Source organism: Rhizobium sp. RU20A (genome assembly GCF_900155885.1).
Lineage (GTDB): Bacteria > Pseudomonadota > Alphaproteobacteria > Rhizobiales > Rhizobiaceae > RU20A.
Window position 1 is genome coordinate 52,187 of the sequence record NZ_FTMB01000013.1, and the last position, 21,633, is coordinate 73,819.

A 21,633-nucleotide genomic window follows, 5' to 3' on the forward strand; every position below is an offset into this window, starting at 1 on the left:
CAGCGCTCCTGACGTGGTAAAGACTGGGACGAAGGAAAGGGAAGAAAAATGACAAAGGGAACAGCAGACCTCAATCGCCGCGCCGTGCTCCAGGGCATGGGCGGGCTCGGCGCCGCCGCCATCGTCGGCAGCTTTCTTGCAAGACCCGGCGCTGCCCACGCGGCCGAAAGCCTGAACTACATGTGCTGGGAAGGCTACAATGCCCCCGGCATCCTCGATCCGTTTCAAAAGTCCAAGGACGTCTCGATTTCGGTCGACCTTATCACTGATTCCGCCGGCGGCTTTGCCAAGCTCGCGGCGGGTGCATCGCGCGATTTCGATCTCGTCTCCTCCGACAGCCCATGGATCCAGCGCATGGGTCCGGCAGGGTTCTGCCGTTATCTCGACGATGCCGAATTCGCCGAGCAGTATGCGGAGTTCTATCCGCAATTTGCCGCGCCCTTCGCCCCGTTGCAGCACGACAGCAAGGCGACTGGCCTGCCGACCCGCTGGGGCTGGGTCGGACCGACCGTCAACACCAAGTTCGACACACTTGAAACCTGGTCGAGCTATGCGCCTGTCTTCGACAGCGCCTACAAGGACAAGATCTGCCTTCTGGACTGGGGTGACTGGCCGATCATGCCGCTGGCACTCTATGCCGGCGTCAACCCCTATGAGGAACTGGACGACAAGGCGCTGGAAGAGGTGCGCAAGGTGCTGCGTGCGGCCTTCAAGAACACCCGCGCGATCGTGGCCGATCTTGCCATCGCCCAGAAAGGCCTGATCGACGGCTCCTTCCGCGCGCTGATCGGCGGGGGCACCTACTGCACCTCGGCGCTTCGCATGAAGGGCCATGATTACATCCAGTCCATCGTGCCCGAGCCGAAGAACGGCCTGAAGCAGGGCATCATCTGGATGGAGGCGACCGGTCTCATCGACAACGGCAAGAACTCGCAGATCGCCGCCGACTTCCTGAAATACATCGTCTCTCCTGATGTCGCCAAGCAGTTGGCGATCACCGAGGCCACCTGCAATCTCGTCCCCAACGCGAAGGCGGAAGCGCTGTTTTCCGAACAGGAGCGCAAGGCTCTGCAGATGGACTACATGTGGACGGCCTGGGACAACAGCCAGTTCCACCGCGTTGCGCCCAACATCGACGACATGCTGGCGATCTGGCAGGAAGAACTGGCCGCGCGCTGAGCGTAGCCCCGTGTCCGGCCCGCATGACCCTGCGGGCCGGATGTTTCGACAGGTAACCGGTCTGGGGGAATGGAAGCGTTGGCAAGCCCGATCATCGACGCCGTCACCATCGTCAAGGATTATGGCGCGGCCCGCGCGCTTCACGGCGTTTCGCTGCAAGTCGGTGCGGGGGAATTCGTCGCGCTTGTCGGCCCGTCCGGTTGCGGAAAGACGACGCTGCTGAAGATCCTCGCCGGCTTCGAGGACCTGACCGGCGGCAGCCTGAGCATCCGGGGCGATGACATGGCCGGCGTTCCGGCCGCGGCCCGGCCGACCCGCATGGTGTTCCAGAAGCTCGCGCTCTTTCCCCACAAGACGGTGGCCGACAACATCGCCTTTCCCTTGAAACTCCAGAAGGTCGCCAGGGTCGAGATCGAGGCGCGCGTGCGCGCCATGATCGATCTGATGCACCTGAAGCCGGAGTATCTCGACCGCTATCCCGCGCAGCTCTCCGGCGGCGAGCAGCAGCGCGTGGCGCTTGCCCGCGCGCTCGTCTCGAAGCCGAGCGTGCTGCTGCTCGACGAGCCGATGAGCGCGCTCGATGCCAAGCTCAAGAAGTCGCTGCAGGCAGAGCTGAAGAAGCTGCACCGGGAGATCGGCACGAGCTTTGTCCTGGTGACCCACGATCTCGAGGAAGCGATGATGCTGGCCGATCGCATCTGCGTCATGCGGTCGGGGCGCGTCATCCAGATCGGCACGCCGACGGACATCTATTACCGCCCCGCAAACAGCTTCGTCGCCGGCTTCATCGGCGAGACCAACTTCCTGCCCGTCCGCGCCGAACCGGCGGGTAACGGCGCCATGACGGTGACATCGCCGCTCGCGACCGGCGCGCCTGCACGGCTTGCCGCCGACCATGTCTCCCCCTCGTTGACGCCAAACGGCACGGCCCTTCTCGTGCGTCCGGAGACCATCCGCTTCCTCGATGCAACGGGGGAAAATGGCGTCTGGTCGATGACGGGCATGGTGGAGGAGTATTTCATCAAGGGATCGTCCACCCAGTACCGGGTGCGCGTGACAGGGCTCGATGCGCCGGTGGTGATGGATCTCGCCGGGTCGATCATGCTTCCCGCGAAGGTCGGCGAAACCGTGCGGATCGGTTTCGATCCCGCTGCCGCCTTCCTGCTTTCGGAGTGAAGCATGAAGATCGAACAGAAAAGCTGGAGAGATCCCGTCCTGATCGCCGCGGTGGCGCCGCTTGCCCTCGTCATGCTGGTCTTCTTCCTGGTGCCGCTTGTCATGACGGCCGTGCTGACGTTCCAGACGACGCAATATTACCGGCTGGTCTGGACCTGGGATCTGAAGATCTGGACGGAGGTCTTCTCCAAGCCGCACTACTGGACGATCATGGGCAGGACCATGGTGATGGCGCTGATCTGCGTGGTGTTGTGCGTCCTGATCGCCTTCCCGGCGGCCTATGCGCTCGCGACGCGGCTGAAAAGCTACAGCACCGCCATCCAGATCCTCATCATCTTCGCCTTCCTGACCGATGCCGTGCTGAAGACCTTCGGCTGGATCCTGGTGCTCGACAAGAACGGCGTGGCCAACTGGCTGCTTGCCCATCTCGGCTTCCCGGCGGAGGCGCTCAACCTGCTCTTCAGCCCTGCGGGAACGATGATCGGCATGGTCTACAATCTCGTCGTCTATCCGATGTTCACCATCTATCTCTCGCTGGTCAGGATCGACCGCGACCTGCTGCTGGCCGCCTATGATGCGGGGGCGTCGCGCGTGCGCGCCTTCTTCGAAGTCACGCTGCCGCTTGCCCGTCCCGGCCTTTACTCCGGCGCCATCCTGGTTTTCGTCCTCAGTCTCGGCGCCTTCCTTGAGCCGAGGGTGCTCGGTGGCGGTACGGCGCCGCTGGCCTCGGAACTGATCCGCCAGAGCTTCGAGACCCGCGTCAACTGGCCGCTCGGCGCGGCTTTAACCCTGGTGCTGATCCTGATCGGCGCGCTGACGCTCGCCCTTGTCGGCGTGATCGCGCTGCGCAACCCCTTCGGCAAGCGGAGGGCTGCGGCATGAGGACAACCCGCGTCAAGGACATGGTGCTCGATACGGCGCTGGTCGGCAGCGTGGTCTTGCTGCTTGTCTTCTTCTACGTGCCGATCGTGACGCTCGTCGCCTTCTCCTTCACCTCCAGCCGGGTGCTGACCCTGCCGATCGAAGGGTTCTCGTTCGCATGGTATGGAGAGTTGTTCCGCAAGCCGGACTTCCTGCCGGCCGTCGCGAATTCTGCGATCGTCGCAGCGGTCTCGACCGTCTTTGCAACCGTTTTCGGCACCGCCGGCGCCCTTGCCTGGATCCGATACCGGTTCCGCCTGCAATCGCTTTTCCGCGCGGTTACCTTTGCGCCGCTGCTCTTCCCGCAATTGCTGCTCGGCGTGGTCATGCTGCTCTGGTTTTCGGTGCTTGGCAATTGGCTCGGCTTTTCGACGGGGCTGGTGACCGTCGTGATCGGGCATATCGTCTACATCACCCCCTTTGCGCTCGTCATCGTCGCCGTGCAGGTCCATGGCTTTGACGAGACGCTGGAGGATGCGGCCCGCGATGCCGGCGCTTCGGGCTGGGAGGTCTTCCGCGAAGTCACGTTCCCGCTGCTGTGGCCCGGCATCTTCTCCGCCGCCACCTTCTCCTTCCTGCTGTCGTGGGGAAACTTCTACATCTCCTATTCCCTTTCCGGGACGGCACGCACGCTTCCGGTCTTCGTTTACAGCGGCATCGCCGTCGGCTCCTCGCCAATCTATCCGGCCCTCGCCACCCTCAACTTCATACCGGCCCTTCTGCTCGTCGCCCTTGCCGAATACATGCGCCGCCGCGCGCTGAAACGGCAGGCGGCTGCCGGCAGTTGACAGCCGAAAGGTTTTCATCATGTCCCTGCACACTGCCGCCACCGCCTCGAACTGGAGTTTCCCGACCGCCGTGCGCTTTGGCGCAGGCCGAATCGAGGCGCTTGCGGCCTTCGTGCGCGAACTCGGCGCGGCGCGCCCGCTGGTGGTGACCGATGCGGGGCTCAAGGACCTTTTCCCGGTGCACCGCACCCTCGACGTGCTGCGGAAAGGCGGCCTGCAGCCCCGCCTCTATTCCGAGGTCAAGCCGAACCCGACCGGCAGGAACGTCGCCGACGGCGTGGAAGCGATGAAGACCGGCGGCAATGATGTCGTGGTCGCGATCGGCGGCGGCAGTGCGCTCGATGCTGCCAAGGCCATTGCCTTCATGGCCAGCCAGTCACGCCCCATATGGGATTTCGAGGATATTGGCGACAATTTCATGCGGGCCGACACCTCGCGCCTGACCCCCGTCATCGCCATTCCGACGACGGCGGGCACGGGCTCGGAGCTTGGCCGCTCCTCCGTCATCACCCATGATGATGAGCATCGGAAGGTCATCATCTTCCATCCGCGCATGATGCCGGCCATCGTCATCATGGATCCTGAACTGACCGTCGGGTTGCCCGCCCCCATCACGGCGGCAACCGGAATGGATGCGCTCTCGCATGCGCTCGAAGCCTTCTCGGCGCCGAGCTTCCACCCGATGGCCGAGGGCATCGCGTTGAATGCGCTTCGCCTCATCAAGACCTGGCTGCCCGCCGCGGTGGAGGATGGCAGCAATCTTGAAGCCCGTGCGCAGATGCTAATCGCCTCCGGCATGGGCTGCGTCGCCCTGCAGAAGGGCCTCGGCGCGATCCATGCGCTCGCCCATCCCCTCGGCGCCCTCCACGATGCCCATCATGGCCTGTTGAATGCGGTTCTGATGCCCTACGTGCTGCGCTTCAACGCGCCGGCCATAGCCGACAAGCTCGATCTCCTGTCGCGCTTCCTCGACCTTGAAAGGCCGGGTGCGGACGGTGTCATCGACTGGATCTTGACCCTCAGGGAGCGTCTGTCCATCCCGCAGACGCTCTCCGGCATGGGGCTTGGCGACATCGACATTGCCAGGGTCGCCGCCATGGGCGAACGCGACCCCTGTGCTGGCGGCAATCCCGTGCCCCTCGACAGGGCGGCGCTCGAGACGATCCTGCGCGCGGCCCTTTAAGATCGGTCAGGACGACCGCGCGCGTCGCCTTGCCCGATTCCGGCTCCGTACCGGCACGAGCGACATTCACAACCATCGCAGCAAGATCTGGAAAACCAGACGCCGTCACCGCTTCAGCGGACAGCCTGCAAGGCGTGTCAAACGGCGAATTTGCCGAGCGGGCGGGCACTTTGCGCGGCCAACGCCCCGGCAGCCTCCGCGGTCAATGGAAGAGAGAATACGTATCCCTGCACCTGTGAGCCGCCCAATGTCTTGAGAGCGGCGAGCTCTTCCTTCGTCTCGACACCTTCAATGACGCAATCCAATCCCATGTCCGCACTAAGCGCCAGAAGAGATTTCACGATCTTGTAGCTTGAAGGCTTCTGGTGCAGATCGGTGACAAAGCTGCGATCAATCTTGAGTTTTGTCAGGGGCAGAGCGTGCAGCCGTGTCAGGCTGGAATAACCTGTGCCGAAATCGTCAAGGGAAATCCCGCAGCCCAGCCTGCGCAACGTCTCGACGGCATGGGTGATCTGCGCAAAATCGTGAGTCAAGGCTGTCTCGGTTATCTCAAGGTCAAGGCGCTGGGGATCGAAACCGCTGCCGTTGATGATGCCGACGATTGCCAGAACGGCGTCGTATGCATTCAGATCATGGGCCGACAGGTTGAAAGCGAGGCGCAACGGTGAATCCCAGGTCCGGGCTGCGGCCAGCGCTTTCCTGAGAAGCGGCCTTGTCAGCGCGCAGACCATTCCGGCCCGTTCGGCAATCGGAATGAAGCGCGTTGGAGGCACCCTTCCAAGAGTCGGGCTGTCCCATCGGGCCAGAGCCTCAAAACCGATGAGCGAGCCGTCGGTGATGTCAATGATGGGTTGGAAGACCAGGGACAGCTCGGCGTCCAAATCCGCCTGCTTGAGAACGCTCTCGATGCGGGCGTCGACGTTGATCTTGTTTTCATGATCGGCGTTGAAGAGCACGGCGCCGCCGCGCTGTCGTTTCTTGGCGTGGTAGAGGGCATAATCGGCCCGGTCGAAGAGCTCTTCGCAGCTCAGGGCCAAGTCGGGGAATACCGCAATGCCCATCGACGCCGAGATGTGAACGATCCCTTCCGGCATCTGATAGGGTTCTCCCAATCGGGCCGCTATGGTGTTCGCATTCGCCACAAGCTGATCGTTTTCCGGTGGGAAGGGCGCAATGATGGCGAATTCATCTCCACCCAGCCTGAAAGCTGTGCTTGCCTTCAGCGTCTCCGACAAGCGCTTTGCGACGTTGACGAGAAGGCGATCACCCACTGAGTGGCCATAGAGATCATTGACGGGTTTGAAGCCATCGAGGTCGATGACACCCAGAGCGAGCCGTCTTCCGCCGACGCGGGCCTTTTCGAGTTCAGCTTCCAGTTTCGCAAAGAATGCGCGACGGTTTCCGAGCGCGGTCAGGCTGTCCAGGTTGGCGAGCCGGAAATTCTCATCACTGAGCGCATCACTCCTTTGCTTGGAGACGACCATCGTCTCGAAATTTCGATAGTTCGTCAAAAGGATCGACATCATGCCTGCGCAGACCAGCGCTATATTGATCGCCATCGCCACAAAGGTCGGTTGAGCCGTCGAGACAAAGAAGGCGATAAAGGCACCATTGACGACGAGCGTCACGATAAAGGCCGCCGAACGCACATACATCAGGCAGAAGATGCAGGAGATGACGGTGATCGCCATGTAAAAGGCGACGTGTGATCGCGTATAGGCGTCTCCATACGGCACGAGCGCGAACGACCAGAGCGTGAATGCGACCGCGATGCCGCCCGCAAGGCGGTTGGTGCGCTGGAGAGCGGCATGAGCAAGCGCAGGCGACGGATCGACGTTTCGGGTGCGAAACCAGAAGGTCACCCTCAGCAGGCAACCAAGGCTCAGCACCGATGGCACGCCGAGCGTCAGCCAGTGCGGGGCCAGCCCCATATGGGTCAGTGCCAGCGCCCAGGTGCTTGAAAGCAAGATGAAATACATCATCGGCATTTGACGGGTGAAGGCGCGATACTGAGCTTTTACGAGCTCGGCATTGTCGCCTTGCACGGTCATCAAACGCCGGATCCTGCGCTGTACATCCTTAATCGTCATAGCCTCGTCCATCTATTGACGAAGCATGTCTAGCATGCGTCAACCTTCAAGAACGGTAAGCAGAACGGTTAAGAAATACTCAGCCTGGCCCCTCACGCCGTCAGCCGTGCGGTGCTGCCGCTGCGTCTTGTGGCGTGAAGGCCGAGGCCCCATTCCCGAGAACCAGTCCCGTGATCGCTTATCACTTCACGGGCTCCACGCCGCCGCGCTGCAATCAACCACTGTGCCGGCATCGTTGTCGAGGACAAGGAGCGTTTCCAGGTAGGCAACCGTCGGCGCGATACCGGGGAACGCTGTCTTTGAATATGGTCCTCGTCGTCTCCAAATCGCCGACCGGAAACCTGCTTATGACGGTTATCGTGCTTCTATCTTCTTGAGTGCATAGTCCGGAACGGTCACCCGTTCCCGGTGGGTTGGCGGTAGTGTCACGGTGCGGTGGGGTGGATTTCCATGTTCCGTTCGGCGGACGCAAGGTATTGCGCTATGGGCCGCGCGAACAGGGCTCCTAGGCCGCCGAGTTCTTCACGCCGTGAAGACGGCCTATCAGCTGGCCTGAATGCGGAAAGTGGCACGCTAACACATCGCGCCACCTCACGCCCCTCGATTGCAGCCTGAGTCACCCGTTGAAGTTCTCTCGCACGGGTGATGCGACCACCGGACGTCCTCGTGGCAATACGACGGCGTTTCGCTGTCCTACGGCGGGGCAGCTCAGGCTTCTCCGTCAGCGGCAACCATTTCAGAACTTCATGCCGATCTTGATGCTGCCGGCATGGGAGCGTGTATCCTCGCCGAACGTGCCTTCGTAGCGCAGCTTCACCTCCAGCCCTTCGTCCTGGAACACGGTCAGGCCAGCGGCGAGCGTCGCCTTGACGTCCTCGCGCTCGGAGGTCACGCTGTGCTTCAGGCCAGCCAGCGAGCCGCTGGCGAAGGATTGCGTCATCGTCTGATCGGTGAGCGCGAACAGCGTGCCCGTCTCGACATGGGGGCGCAGCAGCCATCCACCGTCCAGCGCGACCTCAGTCCCGAACTGGATTTGCGGATGCAGGTCCGCGAGGAAGGCGGTGTTGGCATCGACCGCGAGGTCGAGACTGCCGGCACCCGTTTCCCGGTAACCGAAATCGTGGATCATCGACATGTCGAGATCCATCGTCGGAATGGCGAAGACCGAGCCGAAATCGAACTGACGGGCAAGTCGAAGACGGGCGGAAAGGCCGAGCGTCTCCTGCTCGGAGCGCGCCGTCAGGCCGCCGAAGGGAATGCGCCGCTCGCCATCGCCCCAGGTGTAGGAGCCGGACAAGGCGGCGCTCGCCAGCCAGCCGTCGCTGGAATATTTCAGCACCGCACCGGCATGGATGCCTTCCCTGTCGGCGCTCAGGGTTTCGCCCGAAAGGCTGGTCACGTCGTAGCCGAAGCCGAGGCCGAAGCGCCAGTCGTCGGACAGGGCGATCTGCCGGCCGAGGGAAACCCCGCGCGTGCGCGTGACGGTGCCGCTTGCCAGATCCTCGCTGTAGCTCTGCGTGCCCTTCAGCCAGGTGCATTCGCTTTCGCTGATGGCGGCGTAGAGGCCGTATTCGGTTCCGCAGCTGTGGATGTTGCCGATATGGGAGATTGACGCGGCATGGTGACCGGTGCTCGCATTGAAATGGCCGGAGGCATCGGTGTTGTCGGAGATCACCTTTTCCAGCCCGGCCGTCGTCGTCTGGTTGGCGGCAGTGAGCAGGAGATCGTGGAGGGCCTTGTCATCGGCGCTGACCGCTTCGTTCGCCATCCAGCGATCCACCAGCGGATCGGCGAGCGTGGCGAACGTCCGGGCATTGGCGGAGAGGTCCCGGACGCCGGCGAAATCGGCACTGACCCTGTCGAGCATCATCTGGTTCCCGGCCCGGCGCAGCGTGAAATCGAGCACGGGCGCGTCATCGATGACGGCGCCCTCATCGTTCAGCGCGCGGCTGGCCGACAGGAGCTCGACCGGCCGGGCGAGCGTGCCGAATTCGCCGAGATAGGGACGGATCTGCGATCCCTGTCGGAGCGTGATCTCGCCGGCCCGGATTGCGGCGGCGGCGCCCTGCTGTGGGCGGACTTCGAGATAGTGCGAGGCGGCCACGGAACCCAGCAGCGTGTAGGCGGCGGCGCCCTCGACCGAACCGTCGATCACGCCGGCATTGGTGACGGTGGTTGCGCCGGTGAAGCGCAGACTGCCTTCGACGCCGCCGCCCGCCGCGATGTTCACGTTCCCCCGGCCCGCGGCCCAGACGGCATTGTCGCGGCTGTTGAAGGTCTGCACCTTCTCGCCATTTGCGCCGACGGCCGCCACGCGGCCGAAGATGAAGAGCTGGTAGGAGCCGAGACCGTTGACGATATGGATAGCGTCGGTCGCCGTCGCCGGGTCCCGGGCCAGAACCCGGCCGGTTTCCCGCACGACGATGCGGTTGGTCACGGTCGTGCTGCTGTCGCTGAGGTCGGTCAGGCCCGTCTCTTCCATCGCATTGGTGTTCTGCGTGCGGATGCCCGCGCCATTTTCGCCAGATGCCTGAACGGTGCCGGCGATGCTGACATCGACAGCGACATCGTCCCGCCATTTGGAGACCAGGTAGATACCGGAGGCGTCGGCGCCACTGACGGAGATATTGCCCGTCGATGCCTGCCCGGCGCCGACATAGTTTGCGTGGCCATCCCGCAGGTGGCCCAGAATGGAGAGCTTTTCGTTTGCCTGCACGATGACGCTCGGGCCGAGCGAGGAGGTGGCGAAAATGCCATGCGCGCCGGCGCCGGACGTTTCGATGGTGCCGTCAGCCTCGACCGTCACGCGTCCCGCAATGGCATGTTGCGAGGGGTCGTAGGCATTGGTCGTAAAGCCGTTCGTGCCGTTCAGCAGGGCGAGGCCGCCGCCCGTCGTCGACTGGGCGAAGATGCCGTGTGCGCCGATGCCGCTTGTCGAAATGAGGCTCTCGGCATCCATGCTGACGGCAACCGGGCCGCTTCCGTAGCCTGATGTGCCCCTGTTGAGGCTGATCTGCGGTGTGAGGGTTTTTCCGCCATTGACGGAGAGGATGCCGCCGCCGCTGCCGACCGACTGCGCCAGGACGCCAAAGGCGAGATCGCCTGTCGTGCGGATCGCGCCGCCCGAAAGCGTCACGTTGGCCGAGCCATAGCCGTCGCCATAGGGGAAATCCGTCTTGCCGAAGGACGCGGAGATCTGTCCGCCGGCCACGCGATCGAGATCGCCGATGGACATCAGGCCGCCGCCGGCCGCCACCGATTGGGCGAGAATGCCGTGCGAGAGGTCGCCGCTGGTGGCAACCAGCCCCGTATGCGTGACGGATGCGTCGCCGGCGCGCACATCGATGGCGTGCCCCAGGCCAAGGCCGAGATTGAGCTGAATGGCCTGCCCGCGCGCGACATCGTAGAAGACCTCGCCGCCGCCCCCGCCGATCGTCTGCGCCATCATGCCGATGGCCTGGTCGCCTGCTGTGGTTATCTGGCCGGTGTTGACCATCGTCACGCTGTTGCCCCAGCCATATTGGGCGAAGCGGTCGCGATAGCCATTTTCGCTGCCGAGGAGGATATCGAGCGTCTGGCGGCCGATGGTGATGCCATCGTCGTGGACGACGCCGGCAATGCCGCCGCCGGAACCGATCGACTGCCCGACCATGCCATGGGCAAAATCGCCTGATGTCTGGATGCGGGAGCCGGCGCCCGTCATGCGCCCGTCCACCTGACCGCCATCGGCGCGCATGCCCGCATTCGTAAAGCCGGCGAGGGTCAGCGTGGTGCTGGCCGAGGGAATGGAGGATGCCATGGCCGCGCTGGCGTGATTGGCGCTCAGCAGGCCGCCCCCACCGCCGATCGACTGCGCCACGATCCCGCGCGCGCCATCACCGCGTGTCGTGATGCCTACGGTGTCGGCAAGCTCGACCTTCACGATGCCGGTGCCCAGGAGCGATGAGACGGCTCGCGACCCGAGAATGGCCGAGAGCGTGTGCGTCGTGGTGCCGTGGGCGGTCGGAAGGCCGGGGACCGTCGAAGACAGATCGTCAGCGCTGACGGCCGCGACGTCGCCGCCGCCATGGCTGATCGCCTGTGCGACAATGCCGGAGGACAGGGCGCCGACCGTCGCGATCCGGGCGGCGTCCCTGAGACTGACGGCGACGTCGCGCGCCCCGCCCGCCGCGCCGTCCAGCGAGCCGAGCTGGTAGGTGCCGGAGGCCTGAAGGCCGCTCTGTCCCGGCCCGGCCGGAAGGGCGTCGCGCGCCGCATCGACCGCCGTCTGCGCGCCATAGGTTTTCACGTCGGAGAAGGTGCCGCCGCCACCGCCGATCGACTGGGCGAGAATGGCATGGGCGTTTTCACCGCGCGTCTCCACCGTGCCGTATTCGGTCACCGTGACAGTGCCGCCCGTGCCGCCCGTGCCGGCGCCGGTCGCGCCCAAGAGCCGCGTGACGGCCTCGGCCTCGACATCCGCTTCCGAGGGCGCGTTGTCGGGATCCTTCTTGTCGATCAGCTGGACGACCTGAACCACGCCCGAATTGCCGCCCCCGCCGCCCACCGATTGCGCGAGGATGCCGGTGGAGCGGGGGCCCTTCGTGAGGATGACGGTCTTCATGTCCTTCACGTCGGTGAAGGTGACCGCGCCGCCATCGCCCGCCGCCGCGCCACTGCCGCCCATCACGGCCTTGCGGTCCTCGGAATCGTCCTTCGAGACACGGTCATATTCGAAGACGGTGCCGCCATTGCCACCGCCGCCGCCGATGGATTGGAGCAGGACGCCGGCCGAAACGGCGCCTTCCGTCAGGATCGAGCCGGCATTGGTGGCGGTGACAGTGCCGCCATGCATGCCGGTGCCGCCAGTGCCGCCGACGGCAAGTTCCGTGCTCTTGATGGTGACCGCCGGACCATCGCCGATCTTCGGCTTGCTGCCCTTGGTGTAGGACAGAAGCAGGCTCGTCCCGCCATTGCCGCCGCCCCCGCCGATCGACTGGGCGAGCATGCCGGCCGACTGGTGGCCGAAGGTCGTGATGAGGCCGGTATTGTCGAGCGTCACCGTGCCGCCCGTCCCGCCGCTGCCACCGCTGCCGCCGAGGGAGACATCGGCCGAGGAGGTGAACGCCGAGGTCTCCTTCACGCCGTTCGAGGCTGCGGTGCTCGATGTGATGCTAATGACACGCGATGCGCCGCCATTGCCGCCGCCGCCGCCCACGGATTGCGCGACGATGGCGGCGGCGTGGTCGCCGAGCGTCGTGATCTGGCGGGTGTTGGTGACGGTAACGGTGCCGCCCGCGCCGCCCACGCTGCCATGGCCGCCGAGCGCCACATTGCCGGACACGGTCTGGCTGCTCTGCCCCTTCGACAGCATGTCGCGGGACAGGCTGAGGGCGGCAATGGTCGATGAGCCGCCATTGCCGCCACCGCCGCCGATCGACTGGGCGAGAATGCCGATGGCGTGGTCGCCCCTCGTCAGGATATCCGCGCGGCTGGTGACGCTGACGGTGCCGCCGGTGGCCCCTGCACCACCTTCGCCGCCGAGCGCGACATTGGCGCTGTAGGTCTTCTGCGCGTTCTGCGTGACCATGGCCGAAGCCGCGATGGCCGCGCCGCCATTGCCGCCGCCCCCGCCGATCGACTGGGCGAGAATGCCGAGCGAGCCGCTGCCGGTCGTGATGATGCTGGCGCCGCTGTCGATGGTGACGGTTCCTCCCGTGCCGCCGGCCAGACCGCCGCCGCCAAACGCGATGCCGCCGCCGAGCGAGATGTTGGAGGTGCTGCCGGGCTTGGGCGCTGCCTTTGTGAGATCGGCCGTCACGGTGACCGCCGCCCCGCCATTGCCGCCGCCGCCGCCGATCGACTGGGCGATGATGCCGGTGGAGAGATTGCCGGTGGTGGTGATCGACCCGGCTCCCGGCTTGATCGTCACCGCCTGCCCGGCGCCGCCTGCGCCGCCGCCGCCGCCGATGGCGACATTGGCATTGAAGGCCGATCCGCCCGTTGCGGACATGCCGACATCGATGGCGGTGCCACCATTGCCGCCGCCGCCGCCGATCGACTGTGCCACGAGACCGCTGGAATTGTCGCCGGCGGTGACGATCCTGCCAAAGGCGCCTCCAACCTCGTGAACGTGGATCGTGCCACCCGAGCCGCCCGCGCCGGCACCCCCGCCAATCGCCGCGCTGGCCGCCAGGGTCGTTTCACCGCCAAGCGATGCCGTGACATTGATGGCGGACCCGCCATTGCCGCCGCCGCCGCCGATCGACTGCAGCAGAAGACCGGTGGCATTGGCGCCGCGCGTTTCGACGTCGCCGCTGAACGTCGTCGTCAGCGTTCCGGCCTGCCCTCCCACCCCGCCGCTGCCGCCGATCGCGGCCGAGGCATTGGCCGAGACGGCGCCGCTCGCGGAAACGCCGATATGGGTGGAGCGCCCGCCATCGCCGCCGCCGCCTGCGATGGATTGCAGGATGACGGCGTTCGAATTGTCGCCCTCAGTCAGGATGCTGCCGCTGCCGGCAAGGCTGACGGCGCCGGCTGCGCCGCCATCCCCGCCACTGCCGCCCATGACCAGCCCGAGATCGGCCGAAAATTCGCCGCCGACGGATCCGCTGAGGGAGGTGGCCGCGCCACCGCTGCCGCCCCCGCCGCCGACCGACTGGAGGAGAATACCGGCGGAGTTGGCGGAATGGGTCGTCACCGCTGCGTCGTTCGTGGCCGTGATGGCCCCGCCCGAGCCTCCCTGCCCGCCCCTGCCGCCGATGGCGACGCCGAGCGACAGGCTGCCGACCGGATTGCCGGAGAAAGTCTGCGTGACGGCGGTGCCGCCCTGCCCGCCACCGCCGCCGATGGACTGCACGAGCAGGCCGGGCGAATTGCTTCCCTGCTGGGCGGCGATGGCTGCGGCGGTTGTTGCGTCTGTTTGCGCAGGGCTTTCCGCCGGCTTCGTGCCCTCAGCCGCATGGGCCGCTTCGTTGCCGGTGACGATCGATGTTCCCGTATCGAGGTTGACGGTCACCTGTCCGCCATTGCCGCCGCCGCCGCCGGCGCCGCCGATCGCGATGGTGGAACTGACGCCGGGGCTGATGGCCGATGCCTTGGCCTGACCGCCGACCCCGCCGCCGCCGCCGATCGTGTGGACGAGCACGCCGGCCGCGTGCATGCCCGTCGCCTTGATGGACGCACGCCCCTTGAGCGCGACGTCCACATCTCCGCCATTGCCGCCCTGGCCGCCGCTGCCGCCCACGGCGACTGCGGAAAACACCGACCGCGCGGAGGCGCTGCCGCCAAGACCCCCGCCGCCGCCGATGCTTTCGATCAGCACGGCATGGGAGAGGTCGCCTTTCGTTTCGATCGCTGCGCGGTCGCTGAGGGTGATCGCCATCCGCCCGCCATTGCCGCCATTGCCGCCATTGCCGCCGATGGCGAGCGAGGTGAACAGGCCGCTGGCGCTGGCATCGCCGCCGCGCCCGCCATCCCCGCCGACCGAGAGGAGATGCGCCCCGACAGAGAGATCGCCGTTCGTCGAGATGCGGCCATCGCCCGATTGGCTGAGCGCGACACTGCCGCCCCGCCCGCCATTGCCCCCATTGCCGCCGACCGCGTGACGGCCGCTGTCATTGCCGCCCGCCTCGCCGTTTCCGGCGATCGATGCGGCATAGACGCCGCCGGCAAAGTTGCCCTGCGTGACGATTGAGCCCGAATTGGTGGTAATGATCTGGCCGGCACTTCCCCCGCCAACGCCCTGGCCGCCGTCATCACCGCCGCTGCCACCATTGCCTGCCCGCGATTCCACCGCGACGCCATCGGCGGAGGCCCCCGCGGTGGACATCGTCCCGCTGTTCTCGATCGAGATATCGCCGGTGACGCCCGGATTGCCGCCATTGCCGGAGCGATGCTGGACATTCGTGCCGTGGCCGGCGATGGCATCGATCCGCAGCGCATCCTGCCCCGTGCCATAGGTCTCGACCGTGCCGGAATTGGTGAAGGAGATGGGACGGGTATCGCCGGCGACATTGGAATAGCCCGCCTTGACGTTGCCGGCGCTGCCGGCCACGACGTCGATGCGGATGCCGTAGGATTCGACGATGTCATTGCGCAAGCGGGCGATGATCCGGCCGGTGTTTTCCACCGTGACATGTCCGGTAAATCCGCCATGACCGGCCTTTCCGATTGCATTGTCCTCCGGCGTATAATCGCCGCCATCACCCCCGCGTACCCTCACGCCGATGGCGGTGCCGGCAGTCTCCAGCAGGCCCTGGTTCGTGACATGGACATCGCCGGTATCGCCGCCGGATCCGCCCTGGCCGCCGCTGGCAGTCGTCGCGCCGCCGGGACCGCCTTCGCTTGTGACCAGAATGCCGCTGGAGGAGAGGGTGGCGGCGGAGAAATTGGTGATCGAGACCGCACCGCCGCTATTGCCGAAGCCGCCATTGCGGTCGTCTCCGCCGCCGGTGGACACGCCGCCGGCGCCGCCTCTCGCCGTGACGGCAAAGAGATGATCCGCCGAGACGGTGCCATGGGCTTCCAGCGTCACGTTTCCGGCAGCGCCGCCGTCGCCCGGAGCAGGGGCGGAGGCACCGGCACCCCCGCTGACCCAGACATTGACGGGGCGCGAGAGATCACGCGTCGCGCAGGCCACGTCGCTGCCGCGGCTGCCGCTGGTGCCTCTGTCATCATCCAGCTTCCGGCCGGGCTGACCGCTCGTGCCGAGAAAGACGGTTCCCGTCCCGTTGACCGCGCAGGCGCCGAGGACGCCGTCGGCCAGCGCCGTGGTGCTCATCAGGCTGGCAGCAAAGGAAAGGGAGAGGCGCGAAGCGAGGCCAAGCATGCCGGAAGGTCTGCACCGCGCCATCTTCGCCCCGAATCAGCATCATGTGGCGCTCAGCATTCGGACTGACGGTGCAGCCGTCAATTATTTAATTCATTTTTCTAAAGAAGACCTCGAATCCATCAAAACGAACCGGCCGTCATCCGCGGCAGCGTCGCTTGCATCCGCAATGACCTTCGCTTTTGTCGCAGCAGATCACAGGACGCGCTCGAAGACGCTCTCCACATCATCCAGAAATGCGCTCCATTCGCCACCTTCGTCGATGCCGGCGATGCGCAGGAGGAAAAGGCCCTCGGCGGCAAGGAGGGCGACACGCGCGGCCTGTGCTTCGTGGGAGCCACCGCCCAGGCGCTCGAACATGGACCTATACCACTGCCGGGTTTCGGTGATGTTCTGCGGATTCTGGATATAGGCGATCATCAGGCCAGCCATCTTGGCGTTCATGGTCGCCTGCGAACTGCGCATGACCTTGAGGTAATGGCGCACCAGATCCGCGGGGGACACGCCGTCCATGTCACCCAGCAGCTCATCGAACTGCGACGTCCATCGCTCGATCAGCGCACGCACCAACTCGTCCTTCGATGCGAAGGAATATTGCACGCCGCCTTTCGAAATGCCCGCAAGCTTTGCGAGGGCGTCGATCGTCAGGCCGGCCGCCCCTTCTTTGCGCACGATCCCTTCCGCGATTTCGAGCAGGCTTTCGCGGCTGATTGTCGGTCTTCTTCCCAAGGCACCCTTCCCACCAGCAAATTCTATTGAAATCCATACGTATGTATTTATATCGATGGAGGCAACCCGTGCTCAGGTGAATGATGTCCTCCAAGTCGCTCCCCGCCAATCGATGGCTCGTGCTCATCGCCGTCATGTTGGCCTTCCTGCCTGTCGTCCTCGACATGACGATCCTGCATGTCGCCATCCCGACACTGACGCAAGCGCTGAATGCCTCGGGCACCGACGTGCTCTGGATCATCGACATCTATCCCCTGCTGATGGCGGGGCTTCTGGTTCCGATGGGAACCCTCGCGGACCGGGTCGGCAACCGAAAAATCCTGCTGATCGGCCTTTTCATTTTCGCATTGGCCTCGACGCTTGCGGGCTTGGCGCAAAGCCCTGCCATGCTGATTGCCGCCCGTGCGTTTCTGGCTCTCGGCGGCGCGATGATCATGCCATGTGTGCTCGGCCTGATCCGCAAGACGTTCGAGAACGAGGATGAGCGTGCCATGGCGCTCGGTCTTTGGGGAACGGTCGGCGCGGCCGGCGCCGCGGTCGGGCCGCTCGTCGGCGGGCTTCTCCTGGAGCACTTCTGGTGGGGCTCCGTGTTCCTGATCAACGTGCCGGTCATGCTGGTGGTCGCGCCGGCCTGTTATGTCCTTCTGCCGCGCGTCGAACAGACGACCCCGGGAAAATGGCCGATCGGCCAGGCGCTTCTGTTGATCGCCGGCATGATATCGCTGGTCTACGGCATCAAGGCGGGCTTCGGGGGCAAACAGTCCCTGCCGGTCATCATCCTCGTCGTCGTCCTTGGCTGTGCGGCGCTGACGCTCTTTGCCCGCATGCAGCTCAGCGCTTCAAAGCCGATGCTGGACCTGACGCTGCTGTCGCATCCCGCCGTGGTTGCCGGACTGCTGATGGCGCTCGTCGCCTCCGGCGCGCTGGCGGGCGTCGAGCTGACGTTGGCGCAGGAGTTGCAATATGTCCTCGGCAAGTCGCCCCTTGAGGCCGGCATCTTCATGATCCCGATCATGGCGGCCGCCGCCGTGGGCGGCCCGGTCGCCGGGTACCTTTCCAGCCGGTTCGGCCTGCGGCTGGTCGCCTCCCTGTCGCTTCTGATCGCGGCGGGCATCCTGATGCTGCTGGCGGAAAGCGATTTCCACGATCCGGGCGTGCTCGTTCCCACCGCCCTTGCCCTGCTCGGGCTCACCCTCAGCATCGGCCTGACGGCCTCGTCGATCGCCATCATGGGCTCCGCCGATGCCAGCAAGGGCGGCGCGGCAGGCGCACTCGAAGCGACGGGCTATGAGCTGGGCACCGGTCTCGGCATCACCTTCTTCGGCGTCTTCCTGTCGAGCGCGTTCCGTCACGCGATCGACCTGCCGCACGGCCTCTCCCCGGTTCTGGCCGAACAGGCCTCGCGCACGATCGGCGATACCTATATCGTCGCCGCCACGCTTCCGGCCAGCGAGGGCGCGGCGCTGATCGAGGCGGGCAAGGCCGCTTTCAGCCAGACCCACACGCTGCTCCTCATGACAGCTGCCCTCGTCATCGCGGCACTCGCCGTCGTCGTGTTCGTGACGCTGGCCGGGCACCGCAATCCGTCCCGGCCCCATCACTGACCACTTTGGCAGCCGGTCAGCGAAAGGAGACGCCGCAGCCGACCCTCAGGCGGAACTCGCCATCTGCACGACCTCGAGGGCGGAGCGGGTGACGAAGTCGGCGCCGATGCCCTGGAAGGCGCGGGGCTTGGCGATGACGGCCGGGCCGCCGACGGCGATGCGCATGGTGCGGGTGGCCGGGGTGGTCTGGACGCGGCGGATGACGTCCGTACAGGCAGGCACCTCGTCGACCCGGCCGACGGAAATGCCAAGCACCGTGTAGGGCTTGCGCGACAGGCGCGTATAGAGGCTGTCGTCGATTTCGAGATCGCCGCCGCCTTCCACGCCCCAGCCCATGTCGCGGAAACAGGAGGCGACGATCGACAGGCCGATCGTGTGCAGGCCGCCCGGCGTACGGGCGAGCAGAATGCTCTTGCGTCGGGCACCCTCCACCTGCGGCGCGATGCTGGCATGGGAGATGTGATTGACGATCATGCTCAGCCGCGTCGAGGCGACCGCGACCTGCATGAGATCAGCCTCGTCCGTGCACCAGAGATCGCCAAGACTGGCCGCGACGGGCGCGAAAAGGTGGACCGCAAGCGTGCGGACCGGAACGCCGGAGCGCTGCAATTCCTCGAGGAAGCCGCGATGGTGGCGCGGATCGGCATCGATCAGACAGGCGAGCAGCCTTGGGCGGAAGGCAACGGCCTGATCCGTGCCGGGCATCTGCCGGGCGAGCGGATGGAGCTCCGGATGCTGCATGCTGTGCTCGCCGGCCATCGCATCGCCGGCGTGGCCGTGGATGAGCTCGGGATGGCCCGCGCCCACGATGCCGGGCACGGAGCCGCGGATGGTCCGTTCCAGCAGGCGGTGGTCGCTGGCGCTCAGGTGCACTTCGCCGTCCGCGCCTTCAGGCGTCTTGGCGGCATCGCTGCGTCCGCGAGGCTTTGGCGGCCCTGCATCGTCTGACATCTTCCCGGCCATCTCCCCCTCCCGGTCCTTGGCCTTTGCAATCCGTTTCCGTCCTGCCGGGGCAGCTTAGCGTATTGCCGGGTCGGCATCCACACGCATTTCATGGGCCCCTGCGATCAGAAAGTGTTTTCTCCCTACCGAACCTCCGGGTGCAGAACCGGGGCCGGGATTTTCTGCCGCGCCTGTACGCGCAGCGGCGCCTCACGGACCACAGGAAGCGCCGGGCCGAGGGCCTGAAGCACGAGCGTTTCGATATCGCCGGCGGTCAGGCGCGCCGCGGCATACATTTCGTCCGGTGATCCCTGCGCAATGAAAAGGTCGGGGAGGGTCATGGTGCGGATCGCACCGCGCCCGTCGAGCAGGCCGCGGCCTGCCAGATGGTGCAGCACGAGCGCGCCGAAACCGCCCGTGGCCCCCTCCTCGATGGTGACGAGCAGTTTGTGGTCGCCGAAGAGGTCTTCGATGAGCTCAGTATCGAGGGGCTTGGCAAAGCGGGCGTCCGCGACGGTGACGGACATGCCACGCCGCCGCAGCGCGGCGGCGGCCGTCAGGCAGGGCGCAAGCCGGGTTCCGAAGGAGAGCAGCGCCACCGTGCTGCCACTCTCGATGATCCGGCCGCGCCCGATGGGCAGGGGCGTGCCGGTGGCGGGTAGCGGCTTGCCGCTTCCCTCGCCGCGCGGATAGCGAAAAGCGATCGGCCCGCTGTCATGGGCGGCGGCGGTTGCGACCATATGCACGAGTTCCACCTCGTCGCTTGCCGCCATGACGGTAAAGCCCGGCAGGTTGGCGAGCGCGCCGATGTCGAAGGCGCCGGCATGGGTCGGCCCATCCGCGCCCACGAGACCGGCCCGGTCGATCGCAAAGCGCACCGGCAGGCCCTGCAGCGCCACATCATGCACCACTTGGTCATAGGCCCGTTGCAGGAAGGTCGAATAGATCGCGCAGAAGGGCTTCATGCCCGCAGCGGCAAGCCCCGCGGCGAAGGTTACGGCATGCTGCTCGGCAATGCCGACATCGAAGGCGCGGTCCGGAAAGGTCCGCTGGAAGAGATCGACGCCCGTGCCCGCCGGCATGGCGGCGGTGATGGCGACGATGCGCGGGTCGCGCTCAGCCTCGCTGACGAGCGCCGTGGCGAAGACCTTGGTGAAGGACGGGCCGGTCGCGGGCGTCGCCGCCTGCTGACCGGTTTCGATGTCGAAGCGATTGACGCCGTGGTAGCGGTCGGCGGCGCGTTCCGCGGGGCCATAGCCGGCGCCCTTGCGGGTGACGACATGCAGCAGCACCGGACCCTCCGCCGTCGCCTTCAGCCGCCTGAGGTGCGCGAGCAGCGCCGGCAGGTCGTGCCCGTCGACGGGCCCTTCATAGGCCATGCCGAGCGCGGCAAAGAGCGAGGCGGGCGGGGGCGCATCCGATGGCTCGCCCACGGCCATGTCGCCGCGACAGTCGGCCGTCAGCGCATTCAGATGCGCCGATAGCGCGCCGACCGGCGGGGCGATGGACATCTGGTTGTCGTTGAGGATGACGAAGAGCCGGCGCTGCGTGCCGCCGAGATTGTTGAGCGCCTCGAAGGCCATGCCGGCCGACAGCGCCCCGTCGCCGATGACGGCGATCACGTCGCCGCAGGCGGCCCCGAGGTCGCGCGCCACGGCAAAGCCGAGACCGGCGGAGATGGAGGTGGAGGAATGGGCCGCGCCGAAGGGATCAAACGCGCTTTCGCTGCGCCGCGTAAAGCCGGAAGGCCCGTCCTTGCGCCTGAGCTGCCGCATGGCTGCGCGCCGCCCGGTGAGGATCTTGTGGGGATAGCACTGGTGGCTGACATCCCAGATCAGCCGGTCATGCGGGGTCTCGAAAACGGCGTGCAGAGCGACCGTCAGTTCGATCACGCCGAGGCTGGAGCCGAGATGGCCGCCGGTGCCCGAGACGATCTCCAGCGTCTCGCGGCGCATCTCGTCGGCAAGCGCCACCAGCGACACATCCGACAGGCCCTTCAGATCCGCAGGGCCGATGATGGCATCGAGAAGCGGGGACGCCGATGACGTCGGTCTGTGGCCCATTGCGTTTCCTCCCGCACGGCGCCCGCGTCGCCATCCCTTCTCAAACCTCGCCGCCACAGGGGCGGGGCGTTCAGGGGATGGTTCTCCCGTCGCGGCACCATGGTCCCATCATCGGAGAAGAATTGGCATCTGTAAACTTTTTTTTACAC

11 protein-coding genes are annotated in these 21,633 nt (G+C 65.8%); 6 read left to right on the forward strand and 5 right to left on the reverse strand.

Annotated elements, in window-relative coordinates; genetic code table 11:
* Positions 1 to 48: 48 nt before the first annotated feature.
* From F3H41_RS20045 to F3H41_RS20065, 5 genes are all read left to right on the forward strand, one after another.
* Positions 49 to 1,179, forward strand: a complete 1,131-nt coding sequence (locus F3H41_RS20045; RefSeq protein WP_149740470.1) for a PotD/PotF family extracellular solute-binding protein — start codon at positions 49 to 51, stop codon at positions 1,177 to 1,179.
* A gap of 78 nt (positions 1,180 to 1,257) precedes the next feature.
* On the forward strand, positions 1,258 to 2,355 hold the full coding sequence (locus F3H41_RS20050) for an ABC transporter ATP-binding protein (protein WP_188129557.1): 1,098 nt from the start codon (positions 1,258 to 1,260) through the stop codon (positions 2,353 to 2,355).
* A 3-nt stretch (positions 2,356 to 2,358) separates the two neighbouring features.
* Positions 2,359 to 3,237, forward strand: coding sequence for an ABC transporter permease (locus F3H41_RS20055; protein ID WP_149740473.1), 879 nt, complete (start codon positions 2,359 to 2,361; stop codon positions 3,235 to 3,237).
* A complete protein-coding gene (locus tag F3H41_RS20060; protein ID WP_149740474.1) occupies positions 3,234 to 4,064 on the forward strand; it encodes an ABC transporter permease in 831 nt (276 codons plus the stop codon). The genes F3H41_RS20055 and F3H41_RS20060 overlap by 4 nt, the downstream gene beginning before the upstream one ends.
* Positions 4,065 to 4,083: 19 nt before the next feature.
* On the forward strand, positions 4,084 to 5,247 hold the full coding sequence (locus F3H41_RS20065) for an iron-containing alcohol dehydrogenase (RefSeq protein ID WP_149740476.1): 1,164 nt from the start codon (positions 4,084 to 4,086) through the stop codon (positions 5,245 to 5,247).
* 137 nt (positions 5,248 to 5,384) lie between these two features.
* Here the strand turns inward: F3H41_RS20065 and F3H41_RS20070 are convergent, their stop codons facing one another.
* From F3H41_RS20070 to F3H41_RS20080, 3 genes are all read right to left on the reverse strand, one after another.
* Positions 5,385 to 7,337: an EAL domain-containing protein gene (locus tag F3H41_RS20070; RefSeq protein ID WP_244616292.1), complete on the reverse strand. Its 1,953-nt coding sequence runs from the start codon at positions 7,335 to 7,337 to the stop codon at positions 5,385 to 5,387.
* Between the two features lie 736 nt (positions 7,338 to 8,073).
* Positions 8,074 to 16,146, reverse strand: a complete 8,073-nt coding sequence (locus F3H41_RS20075) for an autotransporter outer membrane beta-barrel domain-containing protein (RefSeq protein WP_149740477.1) — start codon at positions 16,144 to 16,146, stop codon at positions 8,074 to 8,076.
* 195 nt (positions 16,147 to 16,341) lie between these two features.
* Positions 16,342 to 16,875 (reverse strand): TetR/AcrR family transcriptional regulator, encoded by a 534-nt coding sequence (locus F3H41_RS20080; protein ID WP_149740478.1) that lies wholly within the window; start codon positions 16,873 to 16,875, stop codon positions 16,342 to 16,344.
* 83 nt (positions 16,876 to 16,958) lie between these two features.
* Between F3H41_RS20080 and F3H41_RS20085 the strand changes: the two genes are divergently transcribed.
* Positions 16,959 to 18,479: an MFS transporter gene (locus tag F3H41_RS20085; RefSeq protein ID WP_149740479.1), complete on the forward strand. Its 1,521-nt coding sequence runs from the start codon at positions 16,959 to 16,961 to the stop codon at positions 18,477 to 18,479.
* Positions 18,480 to 18,524: 45 nt separating this feature from the next.
* Here the strand turns inward: F3H41_RS20085 and F3H41_RS20090 are convergent, their stop codons facing one another.
* Together F3H41_RS20090 and F3H41_RS20095 are read right to left on the reverse strand one after the other, a co-directional pair.
* Positions 18,525 to 19,430 (reverse strand): cobalamin-dependent protein, encoded by a 906-nt coding sequence (locus F3H41_RS20090; RefSeq protein ID WP_244616293.1) that lies wholly within the window; start codon positions 19,428 to 19,430, stop codon positions 18,525 to 18,527.
* 134 nt (positions 19,431 to 19,564) lie between these two features.
* The gene (locus F3H41_RS20095) at positions 19,565 to 21,484 is read right to left on the reverse strand and encodes a 1-deoxy-D-xylulose-5-phosphate synthase (protein WP_149740481.1); all 1,920 of its coding nucleotides are present in this window, start codon (positions 21,482 to 21,484) and stop codon (positions 19,565 to 19,567) included.
* Positions 21,485 to 21,633 lie beyond the last annotated feature (149 nt).

What these genes read in the sequence shown, in the direction of transcription:
- F3H41_RS20045 (WP_149740470.1), top strand. Translation starts at nt 49, where the DNA reads ATGACAAAGGGAACAGCAGACCTCAATCGCCGCGCCGTGCTCCAGGGC.
- F3H41_RS20055 (WP_149740473.1), top strand. Translation starts at nt 2,359, where the DNA reads ATGAAGATCGAACAGAAAAGCTGGAGAGATCCCGTCCTGATCGCCGCG.
- F3H41_RS20060 (WP_149740474.1), top strand. Translation starts at nt 3,234, where the DNA reads ATGAGGACAACCCGCGTCAAGGACATGGTGCTCGATACGGCGCTGGTC.
- F3H41_RS20065 (WP_149740476.1), top strand. Translation starts at nt 4,084, where the DNA reads ATGTCCCTGCACACTGCCGCCACCGCCTCGAACTGGAGTTTCCCGACC.
- F3H41_RS20070 (WP_244616292.1), bottom strand. Translation starts at nt 7,337, where the DNA reads ATGACGATTAAGGATGTACAGCGCAGGATCCGGCGTTTGATGACCGTG.
- F3H41_RS20075 (WP_149740477.1), bottom strand. Translation starts at nt 16,146, where the DNA reads ATGCTTGGCCTCGCTTCGCGCCTCTCCCTTTCCTTTGCTGCCAGCCTG.
- F3H41_RS20085 (WP_149740479.1), top strand. Translation starts at nt 16,959, where the DNA reads ATGTCCTCCAAGTCGCTCCCCGCCAATCGATGGCTCGTGCTCATCGCC.
- F3H41_RS20090 (WP_244616293.1), bottom strand. Translation starts at nt 19,430, where the DNA reads ATGTCAGACGATGCAGGGCCGCCAAAGCCTCGCGGACGCAGCGATGCC.
- F3H41_RS20095 (WP_149740481.1), bottom strand. Translation starts at nt 21,484, where the DNA reads ATGGGCCACAGACCGACGTCATCGGCGTCCCCGCTTCTCGATGCCATC.